The organism is Saccharospirillaceae bacterium (genome assembly GCA_022448365.1).
Lineage (GTDB): Bacteria > Pseudomonadota > Gammaproteobacteria > Pseudomonadales > Oceanobacteraceae > Bacterioplanoides.
This window is the reverse complement of record JAKVCS010000001.1, coordinates 79,816-100,456: the sequence shown is the minus strand read 5'-3', so window position 1 is coordinate 100,456 and position 20,641 is coordinate 79,816. Positions and strand designations below refer to the sequence as shown.

At 48.3% G+C, this 20,641-nt stretch carries 15 protein-coding genes; 7 read left to right on the top strand and 8 right to left on the bottom strand.

Annotation, left to right across the window (positions count from 1 at the left end; translation table 11 throughout):
* The 3 genes from MK185_00435 to MK185_00425 all read left to right on the top strand — a co-directional run bounded on the left by MK185_00435 (window position 1) and on the right by MK185_00425 (window position 3,685).
* Window positions 1–966 (top strand): AgmX/PglI C-terminal domain-containing protein, encoded by a 966-nt coding sequence (locus MK185_00435; protein MCH2039088.1) that lies wholly within the window; start codon window positions 1–3, stop codon window positions 964–966.
* A 282-nt stretch (window positions 967–1,248) separates the two neighbouring features.
* Window positions 1,249–1,770 (top strand): adenylate kinase, encoded by a 522-nt coding sequence (locus MK185_00430; GenBank protein ID MCH2039087.1) that lies wholly within the window; start codon window positions 1,249–1,251, stop codon window positions 1,768–1,770.
* Between the two features lie 169 nt (window positions 1,771–1,939).
* Window positions 1,940–3,685, top strand: a complete 1,746-nt coding sequence (locus tag MK185_00425) for a diguanylate cyclase (protein ID MCH2039086.1) — start codon at window positions 1,940–1,942, stop codon at window positions 3,683–3,685.
* Between the two features lie 24 nt (window positions 3,686–3,709).
* Here the strand turns inward: MK185_00425 and MK185_00420 are convergent, their stop codons facing one another.
* The 7 genes from MK185_00420 to MK185_00390 all read right to left on the bottom strand — a co-directional run bounded on the left by MK185_00420 (window position 3,710) and on the right by MK185_00390 (window position 12,563).
* On the bottom strand, window positions 3,710–5,020 hold the full coding sequence (locus tag MK185_00420; GenBank protein ID MCH2039085.1) for a HAMP domain-containing protein: 1,311 nt from the start codon (window positions 5,018–5,020) through the stop codon (window positions 3,710–3,712).
* Window positions 5,021–5,112: 92 nt separating this feature from the next.
* Window positions 5,113–7,314, bottom strand: coding sequence for a DUF6351 family protein (locus MK185_00415; GenBank protein ID MCH2039084.1), 2,202 nt, complete (start codon window positions 7,312–7,314; stop codon window positions 5,113–5,115).
* A gap of 118 nt (window positions 7,315–7,432) precedes the next feature.
* Window positions 7,433–9,619 carry a DUF6351 family protein gene (locus MK185_00410; GenBank protein MCH2039083.1) on the bottom strand — a complete coding sequence of 729 codons (2,187 nt, stop codon included), beginning with the start codon at window positions 9,617–9,619 and terminating at the stop codon, window positions 7,433–7,435.
* Window positions 9,620–9,801: 182 nt separating this feature from the next.
* Window positions 9,802–10,437: a chalcone isomerase family protein gene (locus MK185_00405; GenBank protein MCH2039082.1), complete on the bottom strand. Its 636-nt coding sequence runs from the start codon at window positions 10,435–10,437 to the stop codon at window positions 9,802–9,804.
* A gap of 72 nt (window positions 10,438–10,509) precedes the next feature.
* Complete coding sequence (locus MK185_00400) at window positions 10,510–10,962, bottom strand: CreA family protein (protein ID MCH2039081.1); 453 nt, start codon at window positions 10,960–10,962, stop codon at window positions 10,510–10,512.
* 185 nt (window positions 10,963–11,147) lie between these two features.
* On the bottom strand, window positions 11,148–12,158 hold the full coding sequence (locus MK185_00395; GenBank protein ID MCH2039080.1) for a rhodanese-related sulfurtransferase: 1,011 nt from the start codon (window positions 12,156–12,158) through the stop codon (window positions 11,148–11,150).
* A 177-nt stretch (window positions 12,159–12,335) separates the two neighbouring features.
* Complete coding sequence (locus MK185_00390) at window positions 12,336–12,563, bottom strand: hypothetical protein (protein MCH2039079.1); 228 nt, start codon at window positions 12,561–12,563, stop codon at window positions 12,336–12,338.
* Window positions 12,564–12,737: 174 nt separating this feature from the next.
* Between MK185_00390 and MK185_00385 the strand changes: the two genes are divergently transcribed.
* A complete protein-coding gene (locus MK185_00385; protein MCH2039078.1) occupies window positions 12,738–14,492 on the top strand; it encodes an endonuclease/exonuclease/phosphatase family protein in 1,755 nt (584 codons plus the stop codon).
* 72 nt (window positions 14,493–14,564) lie between these two features.
* Here the strand turns inward: MK185_00385 and MK185_00380 are convergent, their stop codons facing one another.
* The gene (locus tag MK185_00380) at window positions 14,565–15,341 is read right to left on the bottom strand and encodes an SDR family oxidoreductase (protein MCH2039077.1); all 777 of its coding nucleotides are present in this window, start codon (window positions 15,339–15,341) and stop codon (window positions 14,565–14,567) included.
* 285 nt (window positions 15,342–15,626) lie between these two features.
* Between MK185_00380 and nhaD the strand changes: the two genes are divergently transcribed.
* From nhaD to MK185_00365, 3 genes are all read left to right on the top strand, one after another.
* Window positions 15,627–16,862, top strand: a complete 1,236-nt coding sequence (nhaD, locus tag MK185_00375) for a sodium:proton antiporter NhaD (GenBank protein ID MCH2039076.1) — start codon at window positions 15,627–15,629, stop codon at window positions 16,860–16,862.
* Window positions 16,863–17,004: 142 nt separating this feature from the next.
* A complete protein-coding gene (locus tag MK185_00370) occupies window positions 17,005–19,818 on the top strand; it encodes a hypothetical protein (GenBank protein ID MCH2039075.1) in 2,814 nt (937 codons plus the stop codon).
* A gap of 30 nt (window positions 19,819–19,848) precedes the next feature.
* Window positions 19,849–20,571, top strand: a complete 723-nt coding sequence (locus tag MK185_00365; protein MCH2039074.1) for a hypothetical protein — start codon at window positions 19,849–19,851, stop codon at window positions 20,569–20,571.
* Window positions 20,572–20,641 lie beyond the last annotated feature (70 nt).

Sequence of the window (20,641 nt, the reverse complement as noted above, 5' to 3'; positions counted from 1 at the left end):
ATGACGGTATATTATCGCGCTCCTGAACTGCCCTGGAACGATGGTGGACAGCAGCAACGTTTTTTCGGAATTTTGCTTGGCTTATTGTTATTCGTAGTGATGGTTGGTATTGCCATTCCTATGATCGAGTTGCCCGCTAAAGACCGGAAAGAACTGGAACAATTGCCGCCGCAGCTGGCCAAGGTACTTGAGCGCAAAAAGAAAGAGAAACCAAAGCCTAAGCCGGTAGTAAAGAAAGAAAAACCGAAGCCGAAGCCTGAGCCCGAGAAAAAACCCGGGCCGAAGCCAGAGCCGAAAGTTGAAAAGCCGAAGCCAAAACCAAAGCCGAAACCTAAGCCCAAGCCAAAACCTAAGGTGAAGGCTACTAAGGAAAAACGAGCCGCCGCTAAAGAAAAAGCGAAAAAGGCCTTCGGTGGCAACGCATTAGCTGCATTGCAGGCAACCCGTGCTCAGGTTCCGATTGCTGCACTCAGCACCAGTAGTAAAGGACTGAGTAACGCGGGTGCCAAAGCAACCGCTGTTGGCAGTGTGGTTGACCGTTCAGCAGCCACCCGTGGCTCCGGTGGTGTTGATGTGGCCGCATTAACAACGGATACCGTGGGTGAGAAACTGAGTGATCGCGATGTGACCGCAGTAGAGCTGACGGAAGAGCAAATCGCTGAAACGCAGGAAAGCTCAACCCGGGGTCAGGAAGAATTGCGCCTAGCGTTCGAGCAGTACAAAGTACAGTTTGATCGTATCTACCGCAGTGCTTTACGACGTAATCCAAACCTGGCGGGTTCTGTGACGCTGCGTGCTGAGATTCAGCCGGATGGCTCGGTATCATCCTGTAAGGTTGAGAAGAGTGAGCTGAACAACGCCAGGGTTCATAAACGTCTGGAAGCCAAGTGTCGTCAGATGCAATTTGGCAACCGAGATGGCGTGGATATGACGGTTGCCGAATACCCAATTAAGTTTATTCCTTAAACTATTGGTTGTTTGCTTTGCGTAATCGAAAAACCCGCTCATGAAAAAGCGGGTTTTTTTATGCTTTCAATTGCAGCGTTAGTTTTCCGGATTGACTTACCGACATTTCTCAATCAGAGTACTGTGGTGCATCAATATACCAACCAACGATTTCAGCGAATTATCATCATTCCATAAGGAGTGGTGGGATTCTGCATGTATTAAATTTCAGCAAACCCGCCCAAGAGGCGGGTTTGTTTTTTCCATCTCCTGGGCATATTTCACCAACAGGAGTATCAGGATATGAAGAAAGTTGCGGTATTCGGCAAACCCGGCAGTGGTAAATTGACCTTTAGCAAAAGACTGGCTGAAAAGGCGAATTTACCATTGATCGCTCTCGACTCGCTGATCTACAACCCGGATGGAACATCGGTAGAGCGTCCTGTCTATACCAAAGCCCATGATGAAATTCTCAGTTCTCCGGCTTGGTTAATCGACGGACTTGGGCCTTTTTCATCTTTTTATCAGCGACTGGAAGCAGCCAACACTTTGATTTACATCGATTTGCCCTACTGGCTGAGTTATTGGCTGGTGACGAAACGATTAATCAAAGGATTATTTGTCCGGCCAGCGGGGTGGCCTGAGGGCAGTTCGGTCATTGCCGGCTCCATCCAGAGTTATCGGTTCTTACGGTTGTCACCACAGTTCTGGAATGCCCCCTTGCTGTTGCAGCTTGAGCAACTCGCCGCTGAGAAAAAATCTGAGAAGACCATGCATCATGTACGTTCACTGTCGCAGCTCAATGCCATATTGAGAGGCTTGTAAAAGCCTCTGACTACTGGATAACTAACGTAACAGATATTGGGTTCTCTCCGTCTCATATGAGGTAATTTTGGTCTAATATGTCATTACGGTTATACTGAGTTTTTGTATTGAGACAGCAAGGACGCATCGAACGACCAGCCACCCAGATATGCCAAGGGGACCGTTCTGGATGAAAGACTATAAAGTACAGAAAGCTTTGGGCTTTGGGCTTTATGCTTTGGCTGTTGCATTGGTTAGTCTGGCGGCGTATGCAGCGCTGCTTGATATCAAACAGCGCACCTTGATCAATACCCGCGACTCTCTGCGAACGGTGTTGCAGACGGTTCAGAAAGCCAATCAGATTCTCATCAGTGAAAGTCAGAACATTACCAACCATGTTTCTCAACTGGCGTCGGTACGTCAGCTGACTCAGCGGGCTTTGGATCAACCTGGCAATGTCAGCAATGATGAATCCCTGAGCCGAGCGATCATGACGGAGCTCAGTCATCACCGCAATCAGCGCTTCTTTGTCCTCAATAAAGACGGTATCAATATCGCCAGCGATGAGCTGAGTCTGGTTGGCCACAAAAATGCCATGTTTCGCCAGCGTCCCTTGTTAGTCAATCGGATTCTTAACGGTAGCCAGGCAGCCATCGGCTCGATGCGTTTACCCGTTGAGCACAGCGCCGACTTTGTCCCGATCTTTTTTGTCTCGGCGGCGATTCATTCGGATAGTGGCGAAGCCGTGGCAGCATTTCTGAAAATTATTGATCCTAAAGCTCAGTTTGCTGAAATCAGCGTTTTGGGGCGTATTGGTGTTACCGGAGAGACCTACGCATTTGACCGGCGGGCGCTGTTACTCACTGATAGTCGTTTTGATCACCACTTAAAGCGCGCTAATCTTATTGATGCTGGTAAGAATAGTCTTATGAACCTGTATATCACCGACCCTGGCGGCGACACGCTGCAGGGTTTTAAACCACTGGCAAGTAACCGAAATTTACCCATGACCCACATGGCGAAACAAGCGACGGCTGGGATCAGTGGCTTTGATATCAAAGGGTATCGGGATTACCTCGGTGTAATGGTATTTGGAGCCTGGTCCTGGGATCATGATATGGGTATCGGCATTGCGTCTGAAATTAATATCGACGAGGCGCTGCAATCTTATTACAAGACCCGGAATGTCTTTGTTGCGGTCATCGCACTGGGCGCGATTATCGCTCTTTTCGTGTTGCAATTTATCTTTGGGTTGCTGAAAAAATCTTCTGATCTCATCGAAAAGGATAACCAGTTACTTGAACAGTTGGTGCAAGAACGCACTCAGGAACTGGTTGAGGCACAACGCCAGCTCTCGGAAAAAAATCAGTGCCTGGAAACCATGGCAACCACGGATGAGCTTACCAAACTGGCTAACAGACGAAAGTTTTCTAATGAGTTAGCTCTGACCTGGCAGCGAAATTTGCGTGACAAAAAGTCCATTGCAGTGATGTTGATTGATGTCGATAGTTTTAAAGAATATAACGATAATTATGGACATCTGGAAGGAGACATCTGCCTAACACAGGTTGCTGAAACATTACGTCACAGTCATGTGATTAAACGTCCGGGGGATTTAATTGCGCGCTATGGTGGGGAAGAGTTTGTTGTGGTGTTGGATAATCCGAATCGAGAGTATGTCCTCAATATGGCCCAGCAACTTTGCGACAGTGTCCGCTATCGCGCTATTCCACACGCGTTTACCAAGGTGAAATTTGGCGATCCGACTTTGAACTGCGATTTCAACCGGGTAGTTACGATCAGTGTTGGCGTGTGTTACAGCGACGACTTATCGGGTGGCAGTATTCGCGAAATACTCTCCAGGGCAGATGTTGCCATGTATAACGCAAAAAATGCCGGACGAAATTGTGTCCGGGAGTTTTTGCCGGAAGAATAGTCAGTTATCTGCCGGACTCAAAACCTAGCTTGCTGCGATTGTTCCAGTGTTGGAATTCTCATCCATACCGGCGATGATCGCGTCGGCCATGAGTTTCGAGAGTGCTTGAATTAACTCTGTTTGCTGTTGCGAAAAACCATCGTTCTGGTTACTGGCAAACAGTAAGATAAAGTTCTTATGAGCCGGACAACGGAACGGGTAGCCAACGACATTATCCGCTGTTGTGTTTTTATACAATTCACGTAAGAAACGTTCGTCATGATGTTTAAGCGATAATTGACGCAACGATTTAATATCAAGCCAGCCAGAATTCAGAGAGTCTAGGAGGGTTTTCCCAAGTGCATTTGGCAATAATACATGGCGATGACGGAAACTTTTATCGAGGGTGCTAGGAACCGAGGTATTTAAATCTACGGTCTGTTCGTTAAACATCATTAAACCAATCCAATTGCAGCCTAATGCTTGGTGACCACTGTCATAAATACGCTGCAGCTTATCATTGACATTTCCCGGCTGATTGATGTCACTTAACATATTCATCAGCAGTTTTGAGCGGCTGGATAACTCGTTAAATGCCAGCTGCAAACGCTGCATTTCTCCTGAACCGCTGACCTCAATGTTTGTCCCATAGGCACCAGCGGCAACGGCTTCACAGGCTCGGGTGGTAATCGAAATCGGCCGTATAATGCGCAACGCAAATACCGTGAGGCTGAATAATAAATAACCCATGACGAAAATCACCAGACCAGTATTTATTTTTGCGTAAACGGCAGCGAACCACTGGTTGGCATTGGTAATCTGCTGTCCAAGTGCGACTGCATCACGGGTTAGCTTATCTTGCTGCGTAATGATGTACTCAGCTGCCCATTCCAGTCTCGGCTCTTTTGGGTCTCCGATTTCTGCGGTTAATTCTTCAACAAAAGCATGCCACAACACATGCCAGGATGACTGTTTCTGAACGGCCTGCAATAACGGGCTACTGCCCTGGGTTAACCAGCGGTAGATGAATTTTCTGCTGAGATTTTTAACGCTATTGTTTGCATTGTCGAAGGTTTGATCCAACGTTGCCAGCTGTTGTTTAAATTGCTGATAAAAGACGGCTACATCGCGGTTATAGCTTTCAAAATCCCGTGGCGCATTTAACTTGTAATGCTGAGCTTGTTGCTGCAGGTTAGCGATATCCAATTGAATTTTATCCGCTTGAGCCTGCCAACCGGTGAGTAGTTGCTGTGTGTGTATGGCTTGACGTTGACTAACAGTAAGAATCAGCAAACAAATCACCATAACGGCTGCACCGATTACAAATCGTGTCATTAGGCTTTTACGAATATTCATTGTTATCCCCCCTGAGATAATGTCTATGACTGGATGTGGGGGGACTAGTTCAATTCGAAAAAGCAGTTTTCGTAATAAATGACTGGCCTTATCTAAAAGGTATTCAAACCGGATTGATCGGGCTGGCGATAGTCACAGACACCGTGAGGGAAAATCTCCTCAAGTTGTGGCTGAAGATCAGTGACGTCCAGTGGGTCGTAAATACCCACCCGGACTGCATCGGTAATCGAAATGCGATTACAGAATAGGGTGCTGGCGGCGGCTGAATCGCCCGCAACCTGGCGACTGCTGCGATTAAACGGGAAACGTTGGCTGCATTCCCCCAACGTTTTGTTATTCCAGTCGCCGTCCCAAACCAGAGGCCCCTGGGCAATCAGATCGCCGTCTTTATTAACACAGCGATCTTCGCTAAAGGTGGCTTTATTGCTTGCTCCGGATTCCAGCCATTCTTCCATGGCCGCAAATGCGTCCCAGCGAATCTGTTTGTAATTACGCTCCGCCATCCAGATTGCCTGCAGCGGATTGTTCCCTTGGTTATGATCGAGGATACGCTGGCGGCTTGAAACAGCAGCCCATGAATGATGAATATCGAGAATATCATCGCGATAAACACGCACGTCAATTAACGGCATATTCAATGCACCATGGAACATATTACCTGAACGCCAGGCGCCTTTTGCCGCGTTCAGGCTGCCAGACAGGCGAGGTGCCAGCGCCATGGTTTTTCCACCATGACTGAAATTTTTATGCTGATAAGGATTAAAACGACGCAGTCCTGCAAACGAATCATCGTTACTGACCAACCAAAATTTCTCTGGTTTCATCTCTGCCTGAGGTACCCAACTCCCGATTTTGCGATTAAGGTCGAAGAAATGGTCTTGGCTGATCGAGCCATCCTTCCAGGCTTGTAACCCATATTGCACTCCCACATTACTCCATGGAACCGGCGCTCGACCATGCTCATCTGTGCCGTAAACATCGCGGTTGTCCTGCCAGTGGGTCCAGTAGTTTTGGGCCATCACTTGTTCGCTGTAACGGCTGTAGTGAGTGCTGAATCTGGGGTTATTGACCATTTGCACTGAGCCACGCCAGCTGTAGCTGCACTCTGTGGCACCACTGCGTTTAGGCGGTGTCTCGAAACGCATCCAGGAAGCAATGTTCTCGAGTTGCTGACCGCGCGCTTTAAACCCTGAATTAAAACTCAAGCCTGCAACCAGGCTACGGTGTTCTGCTTGTTCCCAGAAGGTTTTATCGGCGGCCAGATAGTCGAAATAATATTCCAGTAACGGGCAATCAAGTCCATAGAGGATCTGACTGGTCATATCCGGGTAGGCGACAATGGCAACTCCGCCATCGAGCAACTCCGGGTTGTTTTGTGACAGCAGATATTGCTGCAGAGCCCCTCCTGAATCTCCCATTGCAATGGTAAATTCCGGATCTCCGTAGCGACTGGTGAATTGCTTTTTCACCCGCAGTGCGGTGTCTTCCTGGAGCCAGATATTATAGTGGTTATCCGTTTCATTACCGGTGGAATAGGCGATGGCATAACCTTTATCCAGAGCCGGGCGCATATCGCGAATAATGCTTTTCAGACGCGCTTTACCTTGCTGGAAACCAATACCAATTGCCCCTTTAAAGTGATACACCAAACGACCATTCCAGGCCGATAAATCTGGATTATGCTGTTCGTCGTTGGCTGTGGTGGGTAGTATTAATGCGTAGATGAAGCGGTTTATGGTTCCGGTTTCGACCCTGACCAGTAATTCACCGCTGTCGTCGGCGGCTGTTTCTTTTACCGCCGTTGTCAGGGATTCGGTCTGTCGGATGCCGCCTTCTTCGGTGCTGTAAAAATAATGTAAGCGGGTGTTCAGCAGACAATCTTTGCTGTAACCGATAATTGTGTCTGACAAGCTGCCATCGTTTGTTTCTTTAAATACCGGTGTGCCAATCCCGTCGTGATTATCAACCTTTGGCTGACCCAGACCGGAATCGATACTCTGGCACATAAACGGGTACTGATTGGCACCGGCAAACAGCGCTTTAGCAGGGCCGTTTTCGCCAAATTCAACCGGAAAGTTATAGGTTTCCGGTGGACGCGGAGTCGCGCTGGGGAGTGGGCCGTTGTAGGCTGGTTGATTTTTTATCAACGCCCCGGTGGGCATAGTCATAACCGTTGGGTAAGACACATCGAGTTTCAGTTGTTTACGGGCGTAAGCTTCAAAGGCTTTGTAAGCAAGGAGGGTGGTTAGAGAAAGTACAATAACGGTGACAGCCACCGGTTTTATGAGACGCATAAAAATTCCTTGTGTGCGAGATTCCAGCCATCCAACGAATCGTTGTTGGCCTAACCTTTATACCCGATTCGTTCTCAAGATTTTATTGTTTTACAAAATAATCAACTCTGTTCACCGCTCAGAGATTGGCCGGTCGGGCGCGATCGCCCTGACGATAATCACATACGCCCAAAGGAAAAATCTGCTCTAACTGGCTTTGGTAGGGGCGCATATCTTTGGGAGCATAAAATCCGGCATCCAGTGCCTCAGAGACCGGTATCCGATGACATTGAAAGGTATAGCCACTGATGGATTCCCCGGCGACCTGGCGACTGCTTTGATGGAATGGCATCTGGCGCTGGCACTTGCCCGTCGGTTGTTGGTTCCATTTGCCATCCCAAACACCACGTCCTCTGGCAATGACCTGACCGCTGCTGTCAAAACAACTGTCCTCTGCTGCTTGCGGGCGCATCTCGTTTGATTGCTGGCGCAGAGTGAGCCATTGATCCATCACCTGTACGGCGTCCCACATCGGGTTATGTGGTGCTTTTGCAGTCCAGATAACGTGATTACCCGCGTCGTAACCGGCTTCAATAATACGTTCGCGGGCGGAACCACTGGCGAATGAGTGATGGATATCAAGTTGATGATCAAGATACATCCGGACATCGATCATCGGGGTATTTAATGCCCCTAAAAACACCAGACCGGAGTGGTAGGCCGCCTGGGCTGCCTCAAGGTTGCCGTTATAGCGCGGTGCGAGGTTACGAACGGCTCCCCGGTGACTCATATTGTGTTCACCATAAGGGCTGAAACGACGTATGTCGGAATCCATACTCAGATACCAAAGGCGTTCCTGGGTCATTTGTTTGGGTTCTATCCAGCTGCCAATACGACTGTTCAGTTCCAGAAACTGATGCGCACTGATGACATCGTTTTGCAGCGCGGACAGTCCGTACTGAACGCCCTCATTGCTCCACAAGGACGGTGCTCGTCCTTCGTCATCGGTACCGTAGACATGTTGATTATCCTGCCAATGGGTCCACGGCGTATTGTTGCGTACTGACTGACTGAAACGATGGCCATCGCTGTGGAATTTAGGGTTATTAATCAGCGCTGTCGAACCCCGCCAGCCGCTGCTGCATTCAGACCCTGGGGGTTGCGGATGAGGCCAGTTAAAGTTCAATAACTGCGACAAACGATAGAGCCAGCTAAGACGCGGTGACTGAGCGTAATTGGTACTCAGTCCCATGACTGCCTGACGATTTGCGGCGGACTGCCAGAAAGGTTTGTCGCTGGCGATATGATCAAAGTAATACTCCAGCAATTCACAATCGAGGGTATAGTGAATTTGGGTGATCATATCCGGGTAAGCCACTACCGCCACCGATCCATCAATGATGCCCGGATGGTTCTGCGAAAACAGAAACTGCTGAATAGCGCCGCCAGAACCTCCAAAGCCGATAGTAAATTCCGGTTTACCATAGCGGCTGATGAACTGGTGTTTCAGCCTCAGGGCTGTGTCTTCCTGTAACAGGATATTGTAGTTGTTATCGGTTTCTGTTGCGGAGGAGAAAACCACGGCATAACCCAGGTTCAACAGTTGGCGCATTTTTTTCGCAATATGGGTCAGTCGCATTTTTCCCTGTTGAAAACCAATACTGATACCGCCACGAAAATAATAAATTAATTTACCGTTCCAACGGGAAAGATCCGGTTTATCAACCTGATCATTAAATGTCGTCGGGATTAAAATGCTATACAAGTGGCGATTGATGGTACCGGACTCGGCCCTGACCAGCAGATGGATATCCCGGTCAATACCCAGGTGGTGATCATTCTGGCGTTTAGCGCTGCGATCATCGGGCTTGGAAAAATACAAATAATGATGGCGAGTCGGTAACAAGCAATCTTTGCTGTAACCAATGACCTGGTCGGTACGTTTGCCTGCCAGCGTGTTAGCAAAGACCGGTACACCCCAGCCATGATGATTATCAATTAATGGCTGACCCAGGCGTGAATCTGAAGTCTGACATAAAAACGGATACTGATTATCCCCAGCGAATAAGGGAGTGGAGGGACCTGTTTCGCCATACGGAATCGGAAATGAATAGGTTTCATCAGGGCGGGGAGTCGCCGACGGATGGGGTCCATTGTAGGCGGGTGTATTGGGTTTCACGCTGCCTGGAGGTAAACCAACGACCTTTGGAAAATCACTGACTAATCCTAACTTTGGCAGTACTTTCTGAATAAGAGCCGCACTACCGCCCACTAACGGTGCAAAAATCAGAACGACAACCAACAGTATAGCCCGGTGCTTCACCATACCCATCTCCGCCAATCCAACTTAATAATAGATTAGACGAATTACTTAGCAGGTGTTGTAGGAAGTTAATGATATTTATGTAACAGATTACATCGGAAATGAACGATGGTTTCGAACCGCAGCGGCAGTAACAGATGATGGATAACTTGTCCGTCATCTGGTAACACACCGCTGCCTATGGCCTAATTTGATACAAAACGATCATTGCTGGTGCCAAGAATTCCAGCCTTAAATTCTTCGCTGAATGGCTCCTCACCAATCCAGATGCCTAGAAAGGCATTGAATAAATCCTTGCTGTCGATTTCGCCGCGCAGCTCGCCTTTAACAACGATGCGAGTACCTTCACCAGGGACATATTCAATGAAGGTTTCATCACCCTTGTTCATCTCCACGTCGAACATGTCGATGACGTCTTCTATTGGCGCTCCCAGCGCTGCCGCTTCCTCAGGACTGAGCTTTAACGACTCATAAAGGGCTTTGCCAATGCGGCGGCCACTGGCCCGTGACAACAGGGTATGGAATACCATGCGTTTATAGCTTTCGTCAGCAAATATGTCGGTGGGTTCAGTTGATGGGTTTTGTAGGTACAGCAATCCAACATACATATCAACAACGTAATAATACGTGCGGGTGGCTGCACCATTGAGTGTGAGTTGCGGGTAATAATAATCAGCGGCAGTTACTTCAGGAAAATCAATCCCTTCGAGAGTGCGTGCGTGGCTGTAAACTGATAAAACAGCACTGATGACCAGCGTCAACAGCGGGGTGAAAAGCTTCTTCATCATCATTCCTCCGTGAAGATAGGCTACGAAATCCATTCGAGTTCTGTACTTTAAACAGCCGTCCAGAAGCTTTCAAGGGCTGAAAAACTAATAATATATTTGTAATTATCAGTTATTTGTCGACTGTGTCGTCTGAGTATAGGCCGAAGTTCCATAAAGTGGCACGCTACTTAAACTGTGTTTATAACTGCCGTTAATTTCTTTCGTAGAGTACGACACATACATAAGGGTTTGTGAGCTGGCATCGTAAATGCGCCGGGTTTTCAGAGTTTTCAGCAAAATACTTTTTGATTTGCGAAAGATCACTTCACCGGAAGCGGATTTATCGATCCCTGCAATCATTTCCGGGGTGATTGGCCCGGTTTGGCGGCAGGCAATGGATGTATCACTCGGGTCAGAAAAGTCGAGATCGGCTTCGATGCTGGCAACATGGCAGGTTACACCGGCAACCATGGGATCTTGCAGCACGTTAATTTTAATATCTTTGGTGGTGAATAAACCGAGGGAAACATCGCCTACTTCAGAGTTATCGCAGCCGGTTAACCCGGTTACAGCGAACAACAATACGGCTGAAAATTGTCTGATTATTCATAATAAAAAACCTTTTTTTAAAATCTAGAAACAGGAGAAAGTTTCTTTTCCCAGCAGCAGGACGCTGCGATATCGACAGGGTAATAAGAGACACAGCACTATGTCTCTTATCCGGCAGCAAAAAGAAACCGCTTTTATCGGTTTGATTATATATCTTATTTCGTATTGAGCTGACGCTGTTGTTCTTTTAACGCCAGCTTTTCGTGGCGACGCTTCTCTATAACCTGTTGGAGGTCAGTACCGAGGTGATCTTCACCTCGCTTCTTCGCCAGTTGCATTTGTCGCTCGCGTTGTGCGAAACGTGTTTTTTGTGCTTCGCTGAATTCATCAAAACAATGGTGACAGCTGACACCTGTCACGTACTTTTCTGATTGCTTATCGTCTTCAGTAATTGGGCGGCGGCAGGCATGGCACTGATCGTAATTGCCTTTTTCCAGCTGATGGTTAACGGTGACGCGATTATCGAAAACAAAACACTCACCTTGCCACAGAGACTCTTCAGCAGGAACTTCTTCCAGGTATTTAAGAATCCCACCCTCCAGGTGATACACTTCCTCGAAGCCTTGTTCTTTCATGTAGGCTGTCGATTTTTCGCAACGAATACCGCCAGTACAGAACATGGCTACTTTCTTCTGTTTAGCCGGGTTCATGTTGTCTTCTACGTATTGCGGAAACTCGCGAAAAGTTTTGGTACGTGGGTCGATGGCATTTTTAAACGTACCGACCTCAACTTCGTAATCATTACGGGTGTCAACCAGCACCACATCAGGATCAGAAATCAGCGCATTCCAATCTTTCGGTTTTACATAGGTACCAACCACTTGTTTCGGATCGATGCCTTCGACACCCATGGTGACAATTTCTTTTTTCAATTTTACCTTGGTGCGGTAGAACGGCATATTGTCGTCAAAAGACTCTTTGTAGACGATATTGGCCAGGCGCTCATCCTGCTGCAACCAGTCCAGTAGGGCATCGATACCTTTACGGTCTGAGGCGACGGTGCCGTTGATGCCTTCCTGAGCCAGCAGCAATGTGCCTTTTACTTCGTTGGCGGTCATAACATCCAGCAGCGGCTGGCGTATTGCTTCGAAGTTTTCCAGAGTAACAAATTTATACATAGCACAAACCACAACAGGCGGGTTTGTCGATTCTTGAGTAATGGTCATATCAGATACCTTGCTGGCCGGAGCGTAAATCCGGTGCGTTGTTATGATAACGTCAGGCCTTGCCTCGACAGTCATGCTTCGGCCTGAAACAGGCCGGCGCGGATTATAGCGACCACTGCAACAACAATCACGCGAAAAAAATAAGGTCTTCTTATTTACCAGGGTTTATGTGACTGCTCAGGATGGATTATGGATATAGGCGTCTGTCCGGCTGTTGTCTTTCAACTCGTCCAGCTCCGGGGCGCGCTCGGCGCGCAATGCAACCCAGGCAGCGACGTCTTCACGCCATTCCTCCATCGGGCGTATTTGCGGTGCTGCCAGAACCTTGGCGTCACTGCCTCGGCTGGCAAATACCAATATGTCATTAACTTTGTAGGCTTTCAGGGGTTCAGGAGCTTGTGCCACAGCAGGTTTCCGAGGGTCGTTTACAGGGATGGGTGTTATATCAGATAGGTACAGGAATTTCAGTATTCACCAATCAGGACGGGGCTATGGGTTAATTGAGACAATTTTGAGTGTTTGTCATAAAAAAGTAACACTTTATTGGGTTCTGATATAAATTCTTGCTCAGAAATAAGAATGACTATTAAAGGAGAGGTGTATCAGATGTCGATACCCGCCCGTTCTGTATTAAATAAAGCACTGTTGGCAGCGTCTCTGTTATCTGTCTCTGTGGCTGCCAGCGCCATGTCTAAGCCGCCAGCCACTCAGCTGGACACCGAAATCCAACTGACCAACAGCACTCTGGACACACTGACCGTCAGTTTGCAGGGTAATGCCCGTGCCGAGTTGGTAGCAGAAACGATTCCTCCGCTGTCAACCCGGACGGTGGCCAAGCTGGGGCGCGATAGCGGCAAAAATACCGATCTTGATATCCGTTTAAGTTCGGCGGATTACGACCTGACACTGACGCAGCAAACACGTGGTACTGAGCTGGAATTTTCTGCAGAGGGTAATGGTTGGGACGTTGCCGACAAGTCGGACGAGCAGATTCATCGCTTCCCGGTGACTTTGGCGGGCGATAGCGCGCAGATCGCGTTTAAAGGTAACGATCTTGTTAACGGCGGGAATGTTCAGTACGTGATTCAGGAGAAAGACGAAAAACCTGAATTAGCTGGCGCAGGTGATTTCAATGTCTTGAGCTATAACGTATGGGCGACCACCATCTACGGCTCTAAAAAAGTAGGTACCCGTTTGGGACTGATGCCAGAGGTAATGTCAGGCTATGATGTGCTGGTACTCACTGAAGTATTTGATCTGGCGCCAAGCAACGCACTGATGGCAGAGTTGCGTAAAGAATACCCGTATCAGTCGGCCGAAATCTTTAAGGCCGGCAAGCTGATGAATTCCGGTACTCGTATTGTCTCTCGCTGGCCATTTGAAACAGAAGGTGCTGGTATTTATGAAGCCTGCAATGGCATTCAGTGTGCCGCTACCCGGGGTGTGATTTACGCCAAAATTCAGAAGCAGGGTAAGCCATACCACGTGTTTGCTACGCACACACAATCGTCCGATGACGATGCTAACCGTAATGCTCGCAAAGCTCAGCTACAGGAGATGGGTGACTATATTCGCAGTCTCAATATCCCGGCGGACGAGGCGGTGATTATGGCGGGTGATTTTAACGTTAATAAGATTGGCCTACCGGAAGATCGTGATTATATGGAGTCGGTCTTAAACGCCGAAGAACCGACCAACAAAGGCCATAACCTGAGTTACGATTCTGACACGAACGCCTGGGCAGAAGCACCGTATCTGGAATACCTCGATTACACCCTGTTCAGCCGCGTTAATCAGCAGCCAACGAGTGCGATTCAGGAAGTGATCGCACCACGCGCTACCATCGATGAACTTTGGGGTGAGTGGGATCTTTCTGATCATTACGCCGCTCGTGGTGAATTTAAGTTTGATGCCAATGGTGTGACGCGTGCACCGTTCCCGTATTTTGGTGATGTTGTTCATCTGCGAACGGATAACGGACATTATGTACGAGCGATGAGTGGCGGTGGCAGTTTTATATCGGCTGGTTCTGACAACCTGGGTACCTGGGAGAGCTTTGTGCTAGAGCAGTCCGGTAATGGTAAGGTCCTGCTGCGTGCCCGAGATGGCCATTATGTTGCTCTGGATTCTTACCTGCTGGGTACGCTGAAAGCGAATAATCACGATCGAAGTGCGGCGGCGCAGTTCGAACTGATTGATCGGGGTAATGGCAACATTGCTTTAAAAGCGGACAACGACAAATTCTTGCGAGCGGACTTTGCCGGCGGTGCTGGTTTGAGCGCTCTGGCTTCGTCAGTGGATTCCTGGGAAACCTTCACTCTGGTTCGTCCATAATACGAACCTTTGCAGGTAAAAAAACCGGCTCAGTGGCCGGTTTTTTTTGTGTTTGTGATCCGCCTGGAGTGGCTATTTGTTGCTCATAATCAAGGCTGTAATCGGCAGCAGAATTGACTTCGGGGTGTATTTTCCGCTCAGCGCCATAGCCTGGTTGAGCAAACCATGAACCACAATCCGTTTGCCGTTTAAACAGGCATCAACGGCTTGCTCGGCAACCTTAGACGCCGGCATTAAGCCGATGCGATGAAACATACCAATTTGATCGGAGCCAGCGTGCTGATGAAATTCAGACTCGGTCGGTCCCGGACAGCTGGCTGTCACCACCACTCCTTTTCGACGATTTTCTTGCCACAGTCCTTCGGATAATGCCTGAACGTAATTTTTGCTGGCGTGGTAGATCGCCAGATTCGGTCCCGGCATTAATCCCGATACAGACGACACATTCAGGATATATCCGGATTTTCGTTGTTGCATGGCTGGCAGGTAGTCGAAAATTAACGCCGTCAAGGCAGTGCAATTCAGATCAATGGTTCGCTGATAATCGCCCATGGCGTTCTCTTCAAACTGTCCAACCTGACCAATGCCTGCATTATTTACCAAAAATTCCGGTTCAATCTGTTCGGCCTTCAGCTGTGCTTTTAAATCATTACGTGCCTGTTCTGAGGTGATGTCGAGTGCCTTCACCGATACCTGCACCTGATACTGTTGCTGCAATCTTTCTGCCAGCCGGCGTAACAGTGACTCTCGTCGGGCAACCAGAATCAGGTTGTATTTTCGTTTCGCCAGAGACACCGCGATCTCAGCGCCAATGCCGGATGATGCTCCGGTAACCAATGCCCAGCTCATAATAGTCTCCAGAGGCAAGAATAGGTTTGATACCTGGATTGTGCCGATAGGTCGTAAGTAACTAAAGGTTATTTAAAGCCAGCTTAATCGTTGACCTAAACCTCCGCTGGCTTTGTTCTCTGTGGTTGCTTTTGATGGAGTGAAATAATCCCAGCCAGATGCGTCCCTGGCATCGCCATTTTCGGTTCGGCAGGATTGTTATTATCGGCGCTCTGGCGTCTAATAGATAACCTTCCTGCCGTATCCTTCTTCTTCGGCTTTAACCACAGCGGAGCAATGCGCCTCATGATAACTGCGATCATCATTATCGCTGCAATCGGCTTTCTGTCGATTATTCTCGAAGATCTGACCCACATCGATAAAGCTAAGTCGACTCTGTTTTTCGGTACCTTAGCCTGGTTTGTTTATTTTATTGGTACGCATGGTGAACCGGGTGATGCCGTTCATCACACCTTTAACGAGAACCTGCTCGACATTGCCTCGTTATGGCTGTTCTTGTTTGCTGCTATGACCTTTGTTGCCTATTTGTCTGAGAAGGGAGTTATTCAGACACTGGCATCCTGGTTATTACCACACCAGATAGGTTTGAAAACGCTGCTGTTCTTTATCGGTGGTTTTGCTTTTTTATTTTCATCTCTGGCCGACAATATTACCGCCACTCTGGTGAGTCTGGCATTGATTAACAGCCTGGCGTTATCCACCAGACTGAAAATCCGCTATGCCGTGGCCATTGTTTATGGAGTCAATGCCGGTGGTGTTTCTTTGATTACCGGCGATGTTACAACCTTAATGATCTTCCTCGCAGGCAAGGTGTCGATTGCCAACCTATTGGGGCTGATTCTACCGTCACTGGTATCCGTGATGGTGTTGTGTTTTCTGCTGTCCTTTGGTGTTTCTGGTCAGCTTGCGATTGAGAAGAAGGAAACTCAGCTAGACCGGGTTGATTGGATTATTACTGGTTTGTTTTTTATGACGATTTTATTGGTAATTTTTGCCAACGTACTCTTTGCCGTGCCGCCAGTGCTGACTTTCCTTTTTGGACTCGGGTTGATGTTTATGGTGGCACAGTTTATTGACAAAAATGAGCCGGTGCTCGATTACATTCGTAAGATCGAATTTGACACCCTATTGTTCTTCCTGGGGGTTTTATTACTGGTAGGAATTCTCAAAGAAGTGGGGGCACTGGACGGCATTTTGTTGATCTATCAGCACTGGTCACCCATGGCGGCAAACTACTCTCTGGGCATCGTCTCTGCAATTTTTGACAACGTCCCATTAACCTCTGCATTGCTGAAATCCGGGATTGATATGACCACCGATGACTGGCTGGGACTGACGTTTTCAGTCGGAGTCGGTGGTGCAATGCTGGCGATTGGCTCGGCCGCGGGTGTGGTGGCCATGAACAAGGTCAAAGGTTTAACCTTTCTGAATTACCTCAAGTACACACCGCTGCTGCTAATGGCGTATAGCGTTGGTTACGCGCTGGTGTTGCTCAGTCGTCAGTTGTTGGCGGTGTCATAAACCCAGAGCAACCGCCGGGACAAACGGCGGTTGCTTACATAATTTCACTGATAATCTACGTATTTATTTTCGTAGCTACTGTTGCTTTTGTTATTATCTGGCTTTGCTATTTTCGCACAGGCACGTGTATTCAGGTTGCAGTATGTCCATTCCAGATTTTCTTATTCCGATTGACCTTACCATGCAGTTACAACAGGAGGTGAGTCAGCTGGACGATTATGATGATCCTTGTTTTATTTCGGTCTACACGTCGCTGGACAGTGATGCGTTTAGCGACACTTTGGGTCGGTGCTGTGATGACGTTGACCTGGAACTCGATGACTTTATCACCCTGGAATCTGAGGGTGAAGCGGACCGGCTATTTTACTTCTCGTTGAGCGGTGATTATCGCGATATTGGTCTATTTGCCGATGCGCTGGCAAGCGATTTACAGGCGCATAATGGCTACGTATCTGTGTTTCGTCATAACCCGATCGGCGAACCACAGCAAACACTATTATGGTGCTGGGTGCAGTTACAGCGGTTGGTTGAACTCCCGAGCCCGGACGCCCGGGTTGCTATTAATGATTTTACTGACCGGCAACGTTGGCCTGGCTTGAACGGCTACCCGGATTTTTGGCAAGCAAAGCAAGCCTTTGAATCAGCCGCGGCTAAACGAGAGAAAGCAGGTTTGCTGCAGCGGCTTTTCCGGGGCATACGCGGCGTTATTTTTGGAGATAAATCCGATGGGTCGGCCGATAGCGACAACGCTGTCGATGCTGGCGGGTCCGAATGGCAGCAAATGGCGGATGATCTATGGTCCTTCCCGATGGAGCGCGGGCTTAAACCATTAGCACCATTTATTTATCATCTACCAAATGGCAAGGCGTTGTGGCACTACGTGCTGAACGGTGAAGGTCGGGAGTCTCTTGACGAACAAAACTGCCTGCTTGAGCTCGATGGCGTGCTGATATTTGCCCATGCACAGCGTCATGCGCCTGAATTCTATTGTCAGCTGGAAACCTGTCTGGGCGGCGTATCCGAACAATCGGATATCCTGTTTGATCTGCATGATGTGTTGGAAGAATTGTGCGACGAACTGCTCGAGGTCAGCGCAGATGAAGAGGAAAGACAACTCCGTGCAGAGTGCTTCTTACGTGTTCTGGATATCTTTTTTCACCTGTTGGATCAACAAACTCTTGAAACCGACATTTTCGAATTATTGGTTGAGAGACATCAGTGTATCAGTCGTGAAGTCTATCGACAGCGCTATCGGGTATCGGAACAGGTGCAGGAGGGCAGTATCAGTGAAGAGCAGACAAAAGCACTGAATAATATTACACGCAGTTTAAAACGGTTCTATACCGCTGATTATGCGGCACTCAAGGCAATTCGTGAATTGCGTCTAGAATCGCGTGCTGTCGCTAATGTGACGTTATGGGATATTCAACACAAATCACACGAACTGCTTCTGGTCTCGATTATGGTAGCCAGTGATCATGCCGACGGCATTGATGACGAACATTACCAGTCAGCAAAACACCTTTTTAATGCGCACTTCGTTAACACAGTCGTTGCCTCATTGGCAGACTGTTACGACGGCGACAAGCAGGACATTGAAATCTGGTTAAACAGTGATGGGGATGACGCCAGATTATTCGACTCTGTGGTTAAACAATTGCAGGATGGTCTTGAACTAAGCGGCTACCAAGGACAGCGTGATGCCGCTCAACCTCCCTACGAATGCCTGGATTCAAACAGTGATTTTGTACCGATACTGGTATCGGCTTATTTTTGTTTGCAGGCGGGTCCCTATGGTCCGGCAACGCGCTTGTTTGAGCTTTTTTTGATTTTGGCACCACAAAAAACGCTGGGTTGGTGTTCTCGTTTGAGTCGTGATGGATTCCGTGGATTTATCAATACCGATGTGGCAACGGCATTTGAGCACTCGCTGGTCAATGTAAACGCTTCTGCCGCAGACCGCTTCGTATTTATGCAACGCTTATTCGCTAAGTATGATGCTGAGCGTTATCAGCAGTATCTTGACCAATACCTGAACAGTGATCTGCAGCAGCGCTCTGAACTTAATGCAAGCTTCAGCCGCTTATTCATTCCCCATCAACAGCGCTTCTATTTTGATGTCTGGCTGGCGGATAACAGCTATGTGCCTCCGGTTAATGATCTGTGGCGTTCCGCTTTTGCGGCCATCCATAAAAACATCAGCCTATTCGATGACGACGTATTTGCCGCTATGTTTGATAAAGATCAGGTGTTGTTCGCCGGTCGGGGTGAATATTTACCCGACGGTCTTAATCTGGATATTCGTATCAGCGACAATACCCGCAATAATCCTTGCTGGCATGGTGCTGAGCCGCCCCCGCGATCAATCAGCTATGCCGTATTGCGTTATCAGAAAGACCACCTTGAACTGGTACTGGAGGCACCGGGTGCTGACTACAAGACAGAGCAACATCTTGGGGTAAATAACCTGGTGGTATTGGACGCCAGTGTCACCAATAGCAAGTTAAATGAGGCGCTCGACCGGTTGGCTGATATTTATCAATCCAGCCAGAAAACCGAAGGGGTTATTGCCGAAGCGCTGGATTTATTTGTCGCCGGAGAGCTGAATTTTTCCGATTATCGAAGCAAAATTCAGTATCTGGTTGATGACAAAGCATACGATTTAGTTGTGCAGAATCAGAGTCCATACGCGGCACATTTATTCATTGCGATTCGTATGGAAAATGACCAAAACAGGCGGTTGCGTTTGATAAAAGCACTCACGTTTAATCCCGTCACTGGTTGCAAATTGCTGGATGAGATTGTCTTGCGTCAGTACTTGGATCAGGCCTGTCGGCGCGGCGAAGTTGCGCGTGAAGAAATAAATACACTCGAGCTGAGGGATTTGTCGGCTGCCAGCCGTGACAGGGTGCAACAGGCCTTGGCGAAACTTCAGCAAGCGTTGAATCAGCTTTGATGGTATGACCAGAATGTGCAGGAAAATAGTATGTTAGATCAAACAGGTGTGTTGTCCGAATACCGTCCTTTTCATCCGGTTACGGCGGGGGATGTGTGCGATATCCACCCGGAACATGGTGAATATTATCCCTATCTGAATGAGTACGACTTTAGTTGGCAGCCTGATCTGAATCAACGGCGTATGCCGCAGTTGTATCTAGAGCAGCCTGCGCCGCTTTCGTTTAAAGCCGAAGGTAGCAGTGCAGCAGATCCAGCAGCGCTGAAGGCTCATTTGAAAGGTCAACCACTTCGCATACCGGTAATCTCCCGGTGCTGGGGGCGGTCTTCCTGGATGTTTGCCGATAGTCTGCTGGAGTCACTGTCCTTTGCTCCGCTGCTGGGGATTACCCGTCGGGCAGCAGAGCTGACCGATGCTGCCGGCGGAAAGCATCAGGGTTACAGTGCCTTATCGTTTCATAAGGCGCTTACCCCTGCACGTGCCAATTTACGTTTACCCACCGTAGCGCAGGAACAACGCTTGCTGATTTATCTGGATTTGGGTGATCAGAATCGTGCTTGGCTGATCCATGAATCATTACTGCAAAAGTGGGTTACCCTAGGCGCTGATTTGCAAACGGTATTCAGTGACGAGGTATTATCGATTCGTGAATTATCGCGTAAGGAGTTTTATTATGCCTCCGGCGGTAGTCGCAGTTATAACAGCATTGCCGATTATCAGCAGAATGTCTCCGGATATCTTTGGGGAGAGTGAGTGTCTGCTGGCAGTGCTTATTGAAATTATCGTGAAGGGATTTTGATATTAATTATTGGCTGAGTGCCTT

Bases quoted from the DNA above. Each gene is read 5' to 3' on its own strand.
- MK185_00435 (MCH2039088.1), top strand. From the start codon at position 1: ATGACGGTATATTATCGCGCTCCTGAACTGCCCTGGAACGATGGTGGA.
- MK185_00365 (MCH2039074.1), top strand. From the start codon at position 19,849: ATGTTAGATCAAACAGGTGTGTTGTCCGAATACCGTCCTTTTCATCCG.
- MK185_00420 (MCH2039085.1), bottom strand. From the start codon at position 5,020: ATGAATATTCGTAAAAGCCTAATGACACGATTTGTAATCGGTGCAGCC.
- MK185_00415 (MCH2039084.1), bottom strand. From the start codon at position 7,314: ATGCGTCTCATAAAACCGGTGGCTGTCACCGTTATTGTACTTTCTCTA.
- MK185_00370 (MCH2039075.1), top strand. From the start codon at position 17,005: ATGTCCATTCCAGATTTTCTTATTCCGATTGACCTTACCATGCAGTTA.
- MK185_00380 (MCH2039077.1), bottom strand. From the start codon at position 15,341: ATGAGCTGGGCATTGGTTACCGGAGCATCATCCGGCATTGGCGCTGAG.
- nhaD (MCH2039076.1), top strand. From the start codon at position 15,627: ATGATAACTGCGATCATCATTATCGCTGCAATCGGCTTTCTGTCGATT.
- MK185_00385 (MCH2039078.1), top strand. From the start codon at position 12,738: ATGACTATTAAAGGAGAGGTGTATCAGATGTCGATACCCGCCCGTTCT.
- MK185_00425 (MCH2039086.1), top strand. From the start codon at position 1,940: ATGAAAGACTATAAAGTACAGAAAGCTTTGGGCTTTGGGCTTTATGCT.
- MK185_00405 (MCH2039082.1), bottom strand. From the start codon at position 10,437: ATGGATTTCGTAGCCTATCTTCACGGAGGAATGATGATGAAGAAGCTT.
- MK185_00395 (MCH2039080.1), bottom strand. From the start codon at position 12,158: ATGACCATTACTCAAGAATCGACAAACCCGCCTGTTGTGGTTTGTGCT.
- MK185_00410 (MCH2039083.1), bottom strand. From the start codon at position 9,619: ATGGTGAAGCACCGGGCTATACTGTTGGTTGTCGTTCTGATTTTTGCA.
- MK185_00430 (MCH2039087.1), top strand. From the start codon at position 1,249: ATGAAGAAAGTTGCGGTATTCGGCAAACCCGGCAGTGGTAAATTGACC.